This window comes from Lebetimonas sp. JS032 (assembly GCF_000523315.1).
GTDB lineage: Bacteria > Campylobacterota > Campylobacteria > Campylobacterales > Nautiliaceae > Lebetimonas.
This window is the reverse complement of the sequence record NZ_ATHS01000002.1, coordinates 74,623-88,356: the sequence shown is the minus strand read 5'-3', so window position 1 is coordinate 88,356 and position 13,734 is coordinate 74,623. Positions and strand designations below refer to the sequence as shown.

14 protein-coding genes are annotated in these 13,734 nt (G+C 33.6%); 3 read left to right on the top strand and 11 right to left on the bottom strand.

Going from position 1 to position 13,734, the window contains the following annotated elements; all coding sequences use genetic code 11:
- Window positions 1-344 (bottom strand): transposase (locus tag DZ65_RS10210; RefSeq protein WP_035908414.1); only part of this gene is annotated, 344 nt, incomplete at its 3' end.
- Between the two features lie 44 nt (window positions 345-388).
- Here DZ65_RS10210 and DZ65_RS0108995 point away from each other — a divergent pair.
- The gene (locus tag DZ65_RS0108995; RefSeq protein WP_024791611.1) at window positions 389-3,415 is read left to right on the top strand and encodes a type I restriction endonuclease subunit R; all 3,027 of its coding nucleotides are present in this window, start codon (window positions 389-391) and stop codon (window positions 3,413-3,415) included.
- Here DZ65_RS0108995 and radC read toward each other — a convergent pair.
- Complete coding sequence (gene radC / locus DZ65_RS0108990; protein ID WP_024791610.1) at window positions 3,410-4,072, bottom strand: DNA repair protein RadC; 663 nt, start codon at window positions 4,070-4,072, stop codon at window positions 3,410-3,412. The two genes, DZ65_RS0108995 and radC, sit on opposite strands and share 6 nt — an antisense overlap.
- Before the next feature lie 4 nt (window positions 4,073-4,076).
- Window positions 4,077-7,346: a carbamoyl-phosphate synthase large subunit gene (gene carB, locus DZ65_RS0108985; RefSeq protein WP_024791609.1), complete on the bottom strand. Its 3,270-nt coding sequence runs from the start codon at window positions 7,344-7,346 to the stop codon at window positions 4,077-4,079.
- Between the two features lie 100 nt (window positions 7,347-7,446).
- Between carB and DZ65_RS0108980 the strand changes: the two genes are divergently transcribed.
- Together DZ65_RS0108980 and DZ65_RS10770 are read left to right on the top strand one after the other, a co-directional pair.
- Window positions 7,447-8,262 (top strand): exonuclease domain-containing protein, encoded by an 816-nt coding sequence (locus tag DZ65_RS0108980; protein ID WP_024791608.1) that lies wholly within the window; start codon window positions 7,447-7,449, stop codon window positions 8,260-8,262.
- A 47-nt stretch (window positions 8,263-8,309) separates the two neighbouring features.
- Window positions 8,310-8,459 carry a hypothetical protein gene (locus DZ65_RS10770; protein ID WP_156919597.1) on the top strand — a complete coding sequence of 50 codons (150 nt, stop codon included), beginning with the start codon at window positions 8,310-8,312 and terminating at the stop codon, window positions 8,457-8,459.
- An 8-nt stretch (window positions 8,460-8,467) separates the two neighbouring features.
- On the opposite strand, the gene DZ65_RS0108970 is transcribed toward DZ65_RS10770, so the two are convergent.
- The 8 genes from DZ65_RS0108970 to DZ65_RS0108930 form a co-directional block, all read right to left on the bottom strand.
- On the bottom strand, window positions 8,468-8,647 hold the full coding sequence (locus tag DZ65_RS0108970) for a hypothetical protein (protein ID WP_024788284.1): 180 nt from the start codon (window positions 8,645-8,647) through the stop codon (window positions 8,468-8,470).
- Complete coding sequence (gene carA, locus DZ65_RS0108965) at window positions 8,644-9,765, bottom strand: glutamine-hydrolyzing carbamoyl-phosphate synthase small subunit (RefSeq protein WP_024791607.1); 1,122 nt, start codon at window positions 9,763-9,765, stop codon at window positions 8,644-8,646. Before carA ends, DZ65_RS0108970 begins: the two co-directional genes overlap by 4 nt.
- Window positions 9,766-9,850: 85 nt before the next feature.
- Window positions 9,851-10,408: a DUF507 family protein gene (locus tag DZ65_RS0108955; RefSeq protein ID WP_024788282.1), complete on the bottom strand. Its 558-nt coding sequence runs from the start codon at window positions 10,406-10,408 to the stop codon at window positions 9,851-9,853.
- 38 nt (window positions 10,409-10,446) lie between these two features.
- Entirely contained in the window at window positions 10,447-11,163 is a 717-nt protein-coding gene (locus DZ65_RS0108950) for a hypothetical protein (protein WP_024788281.1), read from the bottom strand.
- The gene (locus DZ65_RS0108945; protein ID WP_024788280.1) at window positions 11,126-11,746 is read right to left on the bottom strand and encodes a MotE family protein; all 621 of its coding nucleotides are present in this window, start codon (window positions 11,744-11,746) and stop codon (window positions 11,126-11,128) included. The genes DZ65_RS0108950 and DZ65_RS0108945 overlap by 38 nt, the downstream gene beginning before the upstream one ends.
- Complete coding sequence (locus tag DZ65_RS0108940; protein WP_024788279.1) at window positions 11,730-12,518, bottom strand: phosphatidylserine decarboxylase; 789 nt, start codon at window positions 12,516-12,518, stop codon at window positions 11,730-11,732. The genes DZ65_RS0108945 and DZ65_RS0108940 overlap by 17 nt, the downstream gene beginning before the upstream one ends.
- Entirely contained in the window at window positions 12,515-13,501 is a 987-nt protein-coding gene (purM, locus tag DZ65_RS0108935; protein ID WP_024788278.1) for a phosphoribosylformylglycinamidine cyclo-ligase, read from the bottom strand. Before purM ends, DZ65_RS0108940 begins: the two co-directional genes overlap by 4 nt.
- On the bottom strand, window positions 13,485-13,733 hold the full coding sequence (locus DZ65_RS0108930; RefSeq protein ID WP_024788277.1) for a YgaP-like transmembrane domain: 249 nt from the start codon (window positions 13,731-13,733) through the stop codon (window positions 13,485-13,487). Before DZ65_RS0108930 ends, purM begins: the two co-directional genes overlap by 17 nt.
- Window position 13,734 lies beyond the last annotated feature (1 nt).

The window sequence follows — 13,734 nt, the reverse complement described above, 5'->3', positions numbered from 1 at the left end:
TAGCTCATTCCAAGTGCATATAATGATAATATCTTCTCTTCTATTTCATCACTTATTGTTGTTTGATGTTTTTTTACTATTTGAGGCTCAAATCTACCTTCTCTATCTCTTGGGGTAGCAAGTTCAAATTCTCCAGATGTTGATTTAACTGTTTTCCTGTTGTAACCGTTTCTTCTATTTCTTTTACCTTCTAAAACTTCATCTGCAATATGAGATTCTATTTCTGCTTCAAGTGCAGCTTCTACTAATTCTTTAATTAATGGAGCTAATACTCCATCTTTTCCACCTATCTTCTTACCTGCTAATAAATCTTTTACTGCTTTGTCAAAATTAAATTTCTCCATGTCAGTCCTTTCTTCTTTAGTATTTTACCTTGACTGACACGGAATTGCTAACACTCTCTCCTGATATAAAAACACCCAAAAAACTGCTCGAAAATGCAAGAGAGCAGATAGAATCGTTAAATAATGTAAAATTTAGCAATATGGAGTGGCAAAGGTTTTTAGATGAATATCTTGATAAACCAGGTGATGGAATAACAGAAAAAACTCGCAAAATTCACGACGATTATATTTACGATTTTGTTTTCGACGACGGGCATATAGAAAATATTTATATTGTAGATAAACAAAACATATCAAAAAACAGCGCGCAAGTTATAAGGCAGTTTGAACAAAGAGGCAATTACAAAAACCGATATGATGTAACGATCTTGGTAAACGGCCTGCCGATGGTGCAAATAGAGCTCAAAAGAAGGGGTGTTGCCATCCGCGAAGCGTTTAACCAAATTCACAGGTATTCAAAAGAGAGTTTTAACTCCGAAAGTTCACTTTATAAATTTTTGCAGATTTTCGTTATTTCAAACGGCACGGATACCAGATATTTTGCAAACACGGTAAAAAGGGATAAAAACAGTTTCGATTTTACAATGAACTGGGCGCTTTCGGACAATACACCGATAAAAGATTTGAAAGATTTTACCGCCACTTTTTTTGAAAAAAACACTCTTTTAAATATTATTTTAAAATACTCGGTTTTTGATGTAAACAACACCCTGCTTGTTATGAGACCATATCAGATAGCTGCAACCGAGAGAATTTTGTGGAAAATCAATTCAGCATATAATGCAAAAAAATGGGGAAGTGTTGAAGCGGGCGGATATATCTGGCACACCACCGGTTCAGGTAAAACACTAACAAGTTTCAAAGCGGCAAGACTTGCCACAGAGCTTCCTTTTATAGACAAGGTTTTATTTGTGGTGGACAGAAAAGACCTTGATTATCAAACAATGAAAGAGTATCAGAGATTTTCACCCGATAGCGTAAACGGTTCTGAAAATACAGCGGGACTTAAAAGAAATTTGGAGAAAAAAGACAATAAAATTGTAGTAACCACCATTCAAAAACTAAATAATCTCCTAAAAACTGAAAAAAATCTCGAAATTTACAATAAACACGTTGTTTTTATATTCGACGAAGCTCACCGCAGTCAGTTTGGTGAAGCTCAGAAAAATCTTAAAAAAAGATTTACAAAATATTATCAGTTCGGATTTACGGGAACTCCAATTTTTCCTGAAAACGCACTCGGGAGTGAAACAACGGCAAGTGTATTTGGCCGTCAGCTTCATTCTTATGTGATTACCGATGCAATACGCGATGAGAAAGTTCTTAAATTTAAAGTTGATTACAACGACGTCAGACCTAAATTTAAAGAGTTTGAAAAAGAAATAGATGAAAAAAAACTAAGCGCGCTTGAAAACAAAAAAGCGCTTTTACATCCAGAGAGAATTAATGAAATAGCAGAGTATATTTTGAAAAACTTTCATCTAAAAACACACCGTTTACAAAACGGCAAGGGATTTAACGCAATGTTTGCCGTTAGCAATATCGATGCGGCAAAATTGTATTACGAAAAATTTAAAGAGTTACAAAATAAGCGAATAAATGATAATAAGCGGTTAAAACCGCAACTCCTAAATAAAAAACAAAATGGAGATGCGATTTCAATCGCAAAAAATAATCAATTAAAAATAGCGACAATTTTTTCTTACGCCCCCAACGAAGAACAAGACGCAATAGGTGAAATTGCCGATGAAAGTTTTGAGTTGTCGGCTATGAATTCAAGTGCAAAAGAGTTTTTGGCAAAAGCAATAAACGATTACAATCAAATGTTTTCTACAAATTTCGGAGTCGACGGCAAATCGTTTCAAAATTATTACCGGGATTTGTCAAAAAGAGTTAAAAACGGCGAAATAGATTTATTGATAGTTGTGGGAATGTTTTTAACCGGTTTTGACGCTCCGCGATTGAATACTCTGTTTGTGGATAAAAATTTAAGGTATCACGGATTAATTCAGGCATATTCAAGAACAAACAGGATTTATGATGCAACCAAACCTTTCGGAAACATCATAACGTTTAGAGATTTAGAACAGGCTACAATAGACGCCATTTCACTTTTCGGGGATAAAAACACCAGAAATGTAGTGCTTGAAAAAAGTTACAGAGAATATATCGAAGGTTTTGAAGAAAACGGAAAAATACAAAAAGGTTTTTTAGAAATTGTAAAAAGCCTAAAACAAAAATTTCCAAACCCTACTGAAATTGAAAAAGAGAGCGACAAAAAAGAATTTGTTAAACTTTTCGGAGAATATTTAAAACTTGAAAACATACTTCAAAATTATGATGAATTTATTGCGCTTAAACAACTACAAAATATAGATAAAAACGATAAAAACGCACTTGAAAACGTAAAAATGGAATACGGATTAAACAATGAGGAGATAAAAATTCTTCAAAATATACATTTACTCCCCGAAAGAGAAATTCAGGATTATAAATCGACATACAATGATATAAGAGATTGGATAAGAGTGCAAAAAAACGGAAAAAACGCAGAAAAATCAGATATAAATTGGGACGATGTGGAATTCGAGATAGATTTATTAAAATCCCAGGAGATAAATCTCGATTATATACTCGAGCTTATTTTTGAAAAACATAAACTCCAACAAAATAAATCCGCCCTTATAGACGAAATTAAACGCGTTATAAGAGCAAGCCTCGGCAACCGTGCAAAAGAAGGCTTAATAGTGGAATTTATAAATAAAAGCGATTTAAACAGTTTCAAAGATAAAAGTGAAATTATAGAATCGTTTTTTGAATTCGCCCAGCAAAAACAAAAAGAAGAAGCCAAAAATTTAATAAATGAAGAAAATCTAAACGCCGAAGCGGCTAAACGCTATATTAATATTTCACTAAAGAGAAAATACGCAAGCGAAAACGGAACGGAACTTAATGAAATACTCCCTAAAATGAGTCCTTTGAACCCAGAATATCTTACTAAAAAAAGAAATGTGTTTGAAAAAATATCCGCATTTGTGGAAAAATTTAAAGGTATAGGGGAATTGTTATAACATCTCCTCTTCAATAAAACTGAAAAATCCATTTTGAGTAAAAATAAGATGATCAATTAATTCAATTCCAAGCAGTCTGCCGCTCTCTTTTAATCTTTTGGTAACCGAAATATCAGCCCCGCTCGCTTCCAACTGCCCTGATGGATGATTATGGGCAACGATTACACCCGCACACCTGTGTTCAATTGCGGGGGCAAATACTTCTCTCGGGTGCACAAGGCTTTGATTTAGCGTGCCTATTGTAATAACACGTTTAAAACAGATATGATTTGCTCCGTCAAGATAGATAGCTATAAAATATTCCTGTTTTTTATTGCGGTATTCTTTTAGCTCGTCATAAACGTCTTTTGAAGAAGTTATTTTTTTGTTTTGCTTGATGAGATAGCGTTTTGAAAGTTCTATGGCACTTATAATGGTGGAGGCCTTTGCCATGCCGAGTCCTCTGATATTCATTAATTTCTCAACCGTAAGCGAATTAAAATCGTTTTTTAGTAATTTAACAATTTCACGGGAAAGTTTAATAACATCTTTCCCTTTAACTCCGCTGCCGAGGATTATAGCAACCAGTTCATAATCTTTTAAAAAACCCGGTCCTTTCGAAAGCAATTTTTCCCGAGGTTTGTCAAAACTTTCCAGTTGTGAAATTTTTTTACTCATTATTTTATTTTTTAAAATAATTTTGAAGAGATTCCACTTTTATATCGTTTGTCTGTAAAAATTCAATCGCCTCAACGGCTGCGAATGCGGCCGCAATGGTTGTAAAATACGGAACTCCCTGGTTTAAAACTTCACGTCTTATGATTTTGGCGTCGTCTTTGCTTGCTTTATTGTCGCTTGTATTTATAACAAGAACTATTTCTTCGTTTTTAATCATATCTACAATATTCGGTCTTCCTTCGCTTATTTTCAAAACTTTTGTAACTTCAATTCCCGCATCTTTGATTTTTTTGTATGTTCCGCTTGTGGCTACAATGTCAAATCCGAGATTTTTTAAGCTTCTGGCCAGTTTAGGGGCAAATTCCTTATCCAAATCGGTTAAGGAAACAAAAACTTTTCCGTTTTTAGGCAGATTGAATTTAACCGCAAGCTGAGATTTAGCAAAGCTCTCTCCAAAACTTGAGCTTATTCCCATAACCTCCCCGGTTGATTTCATTTCAGGCCCTAATATTAAATCGGCCCCCGTAAGTTTATTAAAAGGAAAAACCGCTTCTTTTACCGCAATGTGAGAATGAATTTTCGGTTTATATACATTTTCGTCATAAGTTAGCACATTGAATTTATCATAAAATTTAAGAGCTTCCAATAAAACCTTTCCGTTATTGATTTCAGGATTATATGCCAAATTCCACATAACCCTTGTTGCGACTTTTGCAAGAGGAAGTCCTGTGGCTTTGGATACAAAAGGGACAGTTCGGCTTGCTCTCGGATTTACCTCAATCAAATATAGTTTATCACGATGAAGCGCGTATTGGATATTTAAAAGTCCTTTTACCCCAAGTTTTAATGCTATTTCTTTCGTGGCGTTTTCTATTTCTTTTATTTTTTCCCCACTTATACTTACAGTAGGTAAAGAACAGGCGCTGTCTCCGCTGTGAATTCCAGCCTCTTCAATATGCTGCATTATCCCGCCGATATATACATCTTTTGTGTCGCTAATTGCATCCACATCAAGTTCAATTGCCCTGTCAAGAAACTTATCTATAAGCACCGGGGAATCTTCGCTTACTTTTACGGCTTCGCTCATATATTCATTAAGCTCATCATCATTATAGACAATTCTCATAGCACGGCCGCCTAAAACATAACTAGGCCTTACAAGTACCGGATATCCTATTGTATTTGCAATTTTAAAAGCCTCTTCTTTTTTAAAGGCGGTGCCGTTTTGAGGCTGATTTAATCCAAGAGCATTAATAAATTCGGCAAATTTTTCCCTATCTTCCGCCGTATCTATAACCTCAGCGGAAGTTCCTATTATTTTTGCATTTATTTTAGTTAAAGGTTTTGCAAGTTTAAGAGGAGTCTGACCGCCAAACTGAACAATTACGCCGTGTGGATTTTCAAGTTCAACCACATTTCTGACCCTTTCAAACGTAATAGGTTCAAAATACAATACATCGCTTGTGTCATAATCTGTTGAAACAGTTTCCGGATTGCAGTTATACATAATAGTTTTGACACCCAAATCATTAAGGGCAAATGCCGCATGAACACAGCAGTAGTCAAATTCAATTCCCTGACCTATTCTGTTTGGACCTCCTCCAAGGATTAATACTTTTTTATCATCAAAATCCGGTTTTCTTAGCGGCACGTTTTTTGTAACATTTACGCTTGAATATAAATAACTTGTAGTTGTGTCAAATTCCGCCGCACATGTGTCCACTTCGTTATAATCGATTTCAATTCCGAATTTTTTTCTTGCTTTATATACATCTTCTTCGCTTTTTCCTATTAATTTAGCCAGCATTGTGTCACTGAACCCGTATGTTTTGGCACGTCTTAGCAGAGTTTCATTTTCTAAAATATCAAGAGTTATCTCTTTTTCAAGTTCGATTATTTCTTTTATCTGATTTAAAAACCATCTGTCTATTTTACAAATTTCATAAATTTCCTCAACACTTTTTTCTCTTCTGAAAGCCTCACCGATATATAAAAGCCTTTTATCATTTGGAATTCTTATGTTTTTAATCAGCTCATCTTCGCCGCAGTCAATTTTTTCAAATCCGTCAAGACCTGTTTCAAGAGAATAAATCGCCTTTTGCAATGATTCTTTAAATGTCCTTCCTATCGCCATTACTTCCCCGACACTTTTCATAGAAGTCGTAAGTGTTGAATCGGCCTGAGGAAATTTTTCAAATGTAAAACGTGGTATTTTTGTGACAATATAATCTATTGTAGGCTCAAAACTTGCGGCAGTTCCTGTAATATCGTTTTTAATTTCGTCTAATGTATATCCGAGCGCAAGAAGCGTTGCGACTTTCGCAATAGGATAACCTGTCGCCTTACTTGCAAGTGCAGAACTTCTACTTACCCTGGGATTCATTTCTATTACTATCATTCTGCCGGTACCCGGATTTACGGCAAACTGAACGTTGCTCCCTCCGGTATCAACGCCTATTTCACGAAGTATTGCAAAAGAGGCATCCCTCATTTTCTGGTATTCTTTGTCAGTGAGTGTAAGAGCCGGGGCAACAGTAATGGAATCCCCTGTATGAACACCCATCGGATCGACATTTTCAATAGAACACACTATTATACAGTTATCATTCCTGTCGCGTATAACCTCCATCTCATATTCTTTCCATCCAAGAAGCGATTCTTCTATTAATATCTCCCCTATAGGACTTGCCTCCAAACCGAATTTGGCAAGTTTTTTAAATTCCTCCATATTGTAAGCAACTCCGCTTCCAAGCCCTCCAAGCGTATAACTTGCCCTTATTATAATCGGAAATCCTATTTCTTTTGCAGCCTGTTCGGCTTCTTCAAGGGAATAGGCGTATCTGCTTTTAGGTAAATCCATACCAATTTTCAGCATTGCTTCTTTGAAAGCCTGTCTGTCTTCGCCTTTTTTAATTGCTTCCGGGTTAGCGCCTAAAAATTCAACCCTCTCAAGCATTCCCCTTTCGTACATTTGCATAGCAACATTAAGGGCGGTCTGCCCCCCCATTGTAGGAAGGATTGCATCAATATTTTCTTTTTCAATAATTTTTGCCACTACTTCGGGGGTAATCGGTTCAATATATGTGGCATCTGCAAATTCAGGATCAGTCATTATTGTAGCAGGGTTTGAATTAACAAGAACGACCCTATAACCAAGAGATTTGAGAGTTTTTGCCGCCTGAACGCCGGAATAGTCAAACTCACAAGCCTGACCAATGACAATCGGACCGGAGCCTATCAGAAGGATTGAATGGATATCTTCTCTTTTTGGCATAAAAAACCTTTTTTATATGTAATTATATCTTAAAAAAGTGAAAATGGTGAATGTTGGGTGGTGGGTAGAAAATGTTATAATTTTATAAAAAAGGATAAATTTGAATCTGCCTCCAAAAACAGAGACTTTAAGAAAAGCCAGTGTATTTAATAAAGAAACAAGAAAAAAAGCATATGAGAAATTAAAAAATGATAAAACATATTTATTAAAATGCCTAAGAGAAGATGTAAAAGAAAATGTAATTTTTAGAAATTACAATGATTATATGGTTTCAGTCGTTTTGGAAGAAGAAAATAAAATGCAGCGTTTCAAACCGTTTCCAAGACAAAAAGCATTTTCAAGTAAAGATTTTTTAAGATATTATATAAATGATTTAAAAAAAACCCCAAAAGAAAATAAAATAAAAAAAATAGGGGGATTTGACACGGAAACAACCGATATTACCGGATATGTAATTTCTTATGCGATTGTTATACAGGATATGCAAGATTTGAGCACAAAAGAAATTTACGAACTGCTAAATCCTGAAGCTAAAATTTCAGAAGAAGCTTTCGGCGTTCATAAAATTTCTCAGGAAGAGCTGAAAGACAAGCCGACCTTTAAAGAAAAAAAAGATGAAATTTTAAATATTTTTAATTCTCTCGATATGGTTGTGGGACATAATGTTTTATATGATTTCGGCGTAATGAAAAGAGAGCTTGAAAGAATTAATCATTATCCGAACATAATTGATATTCCTATATTTGACACAATGTATTACGCCGCCGACGTTGTAGTGCTTGAAAAAAAGAAAATGCCCCGTCTTGAAGAGGCGATAGCATTTTTTTTTGGAAGAAAAAATATAAATTATCATAACGCTTTAGAAGACGTAAAAGCGACTTTAAAATTATTTAACAGATTACTTGAAGAAGGTTAAAAATATACATACATTTCAACACTCAAATTTTATGGTTTGAAGGGGATATGGATTCATTTTTTAATCTAGATAAAAATTTACATTCGTCATTTGAAACAACAAAAAATTATTCTCCAAATGAAAGCTCATCAATAAGTTTTGGGGGAAGCGATTCATCGGGAGGGGGAAGCGGCGGTGGAGGAGGCGGAAGCTGGTAATTGATTTTTTAATTAAACAGATATTTCAAAGCCAAATAATAAACAAGATAAATTAAAAAAATAAAAACAATAAAAGAGATAACAGGAGAAGTTGTAAAAGTGGCTATTAAAATCACTATAGCGCTAAATAATAAAAACAGTTCAAAAATTCCAAAAAGGATTTTTTGGATAAAATCAAAATTTTTCATAGCATATTATAAAATTCTTTAAATATATATTTACTGTCATGCGGCCCTGGTGATGCTTCCGGATGATGCTGAACAGAAAAAACAGGTTCATTTTTGTATTTAACACCCTCAATTGAACCGTCAAAAAGATTTTTATGTGTGACCTCGGCAATTTTCTCAATCTCTTCCGGGACATTATAATTATGATTTTGAGCGGTTATTTCCACAACAGGTTTTCTGTTTATATAATTTTTTACCGGATGATTTCCCCCGTGATGCCCGAATTTAAGCTTATAAGTAGGATATCCGTGAGAAATACTAAGTAATTGATGTCCCAGACATATTCCAAACATCGGTATTTTTTCTTTTAATATTTTTTGAATTTCTTTATGAATTTCATTCAAAATCAGAGGATCACCCGGACCGTTACTTAAAAACACGCCCTGAATTTCCCCGTTTTTATACATTTCAATAATTTCTTCCGCCTTTGTTGAAGCCGGCATTACCTTACATTCCATTCCTGCCTGTGTCAGTTCGTTTAAAATATTTCTTTTTACCCCAAAATCAAGTACTGCTATTTTTTTATCTGTTTTTTTAGGATTATATTTAAACTCTTTACCGTTCCAAGCTCCATTAGGATGAATATAAGCCTCTTTTGTGCTTACCTCTTTTATATAATCAACTTCTTCAATTCTAGGGGTTTGATTTAAAATTTCTTTTAATTTTTGAATATTATGAATTTTGCTTGAGGCTATCATCATCATAGCCCCTTCTTTTCTTATAAGCTTTGTTAAAAACCTTGTGTCAATTTCGCTGATTCCAAGAATATTTTGCTCTTTTAAAAATTCATTTAGACTTTTTTCTCCCCTGAAATTTGACCAGTTATCAACATATTCTCTGACAATTATACCTTTAAGATAGGCTTTTTTACTTTCATTGTCATCTTTATTTACCCCTACATTCCCGATTTCAGGCATGGTAAAAACCACAAACTGGCCGGCATAACTCGGGTCTGTAATGATTTCCTGATATCCGGTCATTGATGTGTTAAATACAATTTCCCCGACTTTTGTTCCGCCTGCCCCAAATCCGCGGGCAGTAAAACTCATTCCGTTTTCCAGCAAAACAGTAACTTTCATTTTAAACCTTTACTTTTCACTTTTAATTTTTCACCGTAGCCGCTTGGCAACTTTTTACTACTCACCATTTTCACCATTTTCACCTCTAAATTAGTCCTCTTTTTCTTAACTCCTGCTCGTAAAGTCTGTTAAATACAAGTTCCCACTCTTCACTTCCAGGAACCAAAGGCCTTTTGTAGTTTTCAAGCTTTTTATAAACTTCGTCCCTTGCTTCAATTTCCCTTTTTAAAAAATCCATTATAGATTTAAAAACAATATTTTTTATTTTTCCATCCCTTACATCATAATCAATTAATTCTTTATCCCATAATTCTTTTACCAAAAAATGTGCCAAATCATCTATTCTTTCATCTCTTTTTAAATTAAACCCCTCTTCATTTGCAATTTCTTTTTTTATAAGTTTAAACACTTCTCTTCTGTCAACATCATAAAATAAAAATTCATTTTCTTCTTCCTGTTTTGCTAATATTTCTCTGGCTTTATCTTCTATTTCCCTTTCCCACAAAGCATCATCCATTATAATATCTTCAATTTCTTTAATAGCATTATCAATGCCTTTGGGATAATTCACAAATCCTGAATTTAATAAATCATATGCAATTTTTCTGGAAAGAAAAGGCACTTGAGCTTCTTTTATCAGCATACTAAACCTTTTTTTAAAATTATATCAAAAAAGAAGCTTTAAAATTGAAAATCAACCCGCTTACTCTCTTCTAAAAACAGATTATTATATTTTTTGCTAAATTCAACTACCGCTTTAACTTCATCTCCTTCAACTTCAAAACCTACCGCACCTTTTGAATCAAAAATCCCCCCTGCACAGATAATATTTGCTTTTAAATTAAAAAGTGTTTTAAAGGCTTCTATTTCAGTAAATATCATCCCGTAAAAAAACCTGAGCATCGCAATTTTAGAACCTGTTGAAATATCTACGTCCTGAGAAGTTTCTTTAAAAAAAGGAATAAGCTTTTCATGTCCTACAGGAATTATAACTTTAGCACCCCTGCTTGCAGCTTTTATATAAAAATTACCATAAGTTCCTCCGTTTTTATCGGCAGCCGCTACGGCGGCACACTTTTTAGCGTTTTCATACCAAAGAGCATTTGCACCTTTTATAAAATAATCATTATTTGTTATATCAAATCCGCTTATATCAATCGGCTTACTGTTTTCAAGCACAATCGGCCTGTCTCTTTTTTGAGTCACATTAAATTTGCCTCTTACATTACACCCGGCGGCATATAAAGTATCTGTATTTATCCCTAAATGATATAAAAGATATTCGTTTGTTGTACCGTAAGCAATATAAATTCTTTTTTTTAAATCTATATATTGACACAGGGCTTTTGCTATTAAATGTTTAGCCCCCGCCGTTGTCAGAAGTATTTGTGCTTTCATTATTCTCATCTTTTTGCATCATTTCTGTAAGTTTTGCTGCTTTGGCTGGGTCCATTTTTGAAAAAATTTTGGCGACATTTTTAGGAGGGAGCTTTTTTAAAATTGCAAGGGCATCTTTTTCTTTCATCTGAGAAAGTACGCCTGCGGCATTTTTTGGCCTCATCTTTGCATAACTCTGGGTAATTTTATCCATTTTTGCATTTTTTATTTGCTCAAGGATTTTTTGATTTTGAGTTATTAATTTTTGAATTTCTTTTTTTTCATTTTCTATTTTTTGCAAAGTGTTATTAATTTCTTTTTCTTTTTCTTTTAGTTTTGACTCTTTTTTCTTCATTAAAGCCATATATGTGTTTTTCAAAGATTCAAGAGCCTCTTTTTGTTCAAGTATTTTTTCAGCCTCTGCTTCAAGTTCTGCTTTTTTTTGGTCAAATATCTCATAACACTCAAGAAGTTTCTGATTGTCAACTGCAAAAAGAGGAGTGAAAATAGTAAAAATGGTGAAAAAGGTGAAAGCAGTAAATAAAATATTTTTTAATTTTTTATTTTTCACTTTTAATTTTTTACTTTTAATAAATTTCCCCAAGAATATCTCCTACTTCAACATAATCTTTTTGATTTAAATATTTAAAATGTTCTTTTCCGAAAAACAGCAAAATTGAACTTCCAAATTCAAACCTTCCAAGCTCATCGCCTTTTTTAAGTTTTAAAGGTTTTTCATATTCTATATCAAAAATCTCGTTATAATCTTTTTGAAATTTTTCATCAAAATTTAAAATAATTTTCCCTACTATCATAGCCCCCACCAAAACAATATAAAAATATCTTTCTTTAGAATCCCTGCATCTTAAAACCACTCTTTTATTTTTTGGAAATACAAGCTCTTTTTCCAAAAAAGACGGTTTTACCGGATTAAGTTCACCGGGGATAAATGTAGCCCTCACAATTTCCAAATCTATAGGAACATGAAATCTATGATAGTCACTTGGTGAAAGATATAAATTAATAAAATACCCATTATTTAATTTTGTATCATAAGGAATAAGTTCTTTTAGGGAATATTCTTTTCCTTTTATCTGATAAACCCGATTTTCTTCTATATCGTCATGCGCAATGATTTCACTGTCACTAGGGCTGACGACTATATCGTCTTCTTCATAAAACTCGGTATATTTTTTATGTCTTGTGAATAAATTATTCAATGTTTTATATTTACAGGGATCTTCCGGTTCAAATTCTGACATATCTATTTTATAAAACTTAACATACATTTTATTGATAAAACATTGAATCAATTTAGGGAAAGAGGTGGTTGCTATTTTAACTGCGATATTAGAAATAAAACGGGAGGGGTTCATTTTAGTTTTACTCCTTTTTTACCTTGTTGAATTTTTCCTATAAAATAAGCATCAGAGTTTTTTATTATTTCATCCGCATTTTCTTCACTTATTGCAAAAATCATTCCAACACCCATATTAAACGTTCTGAACATCTCTTCTTCATCTATATATTTTCTCATATATTCAAAAATAGGTAACACTTTTATTTTATCTTTGTAAACAACTGCTTCTAAATTTTCAGGCAATACCCTTGGGAAATTTTCAACTATTCCTCCTCCTGTAATATGAGCAAGAGCATGAAGCAGAGGCTTGAATTGTTTAAATTCTTTTACATAAATTCTTGTTGGGGTTAAAAGAATATCAATAAGTTTTTTTCCGTTAATTTCATCATCAAATTTCATGTTTAATTTATCAAAAAACAGTTTTCTGACAAGCGAATATCCGTTTGAATGTATTCCGCTGCTTGGCAGTGCCAAAAGAATATCACCTTCTTTTACTTTCGGGTTAAGTTCGTCTTCCTCTGCAATTCCGACGGCAAATCCTGCCAAATCAAAATCCCCTTCATTATACATTCCAGGCATTTCTGCAGTCTCTCCCCCGATTAGGGCACACTCGCTTAGTTTACAACCCTTGGCAATTCCTTTAACCACATCTGCAGCCTCATTTACTTCGAGTTTTGCTGTTGCATAATAATCTAAAAAGAAAAGAGGCTCCCCGAAATTACAGATTAAATCATTTACACACATTGCAACTAAATCAATTCCTATGCAATCAAACTTTTTAGCGTCAATCGCAAGTTTTAGTTTTGTGCCGACCCCGTCTGTTGCACCGAGTAAAACAGGTTTTTTATATCCGGCTGGAAGCCTGAAAGCTCCTGCAAAACTTCCTATGTTACCGACAACATTTTTATTAAACGTCTCTTTTACAAAAGGTTTTATTTTTTCAACAAAACTGTTTCCTTTGTCAATATCAACCCCCGCTTCTTTATAACTGATTTTCATTTTTTTCTTCCTTACATTCGCAGTAACAGCTTCCAAAAATTTTATTAAGCAGCCATGTTGACGGACAAAAATCAAAAACACCGTAAATAACAAACATTATTGCAATAAATGCAAGCAAAATAAGTGCTGCTAAATTGTATCCTTTTGCAAGCAAACCCAAAATTAAAAGCATCATAAACGCTATTAAAAATCTTTGAAGTCTTTCGCCACATGCAAATTTTTTAGCTTTCATT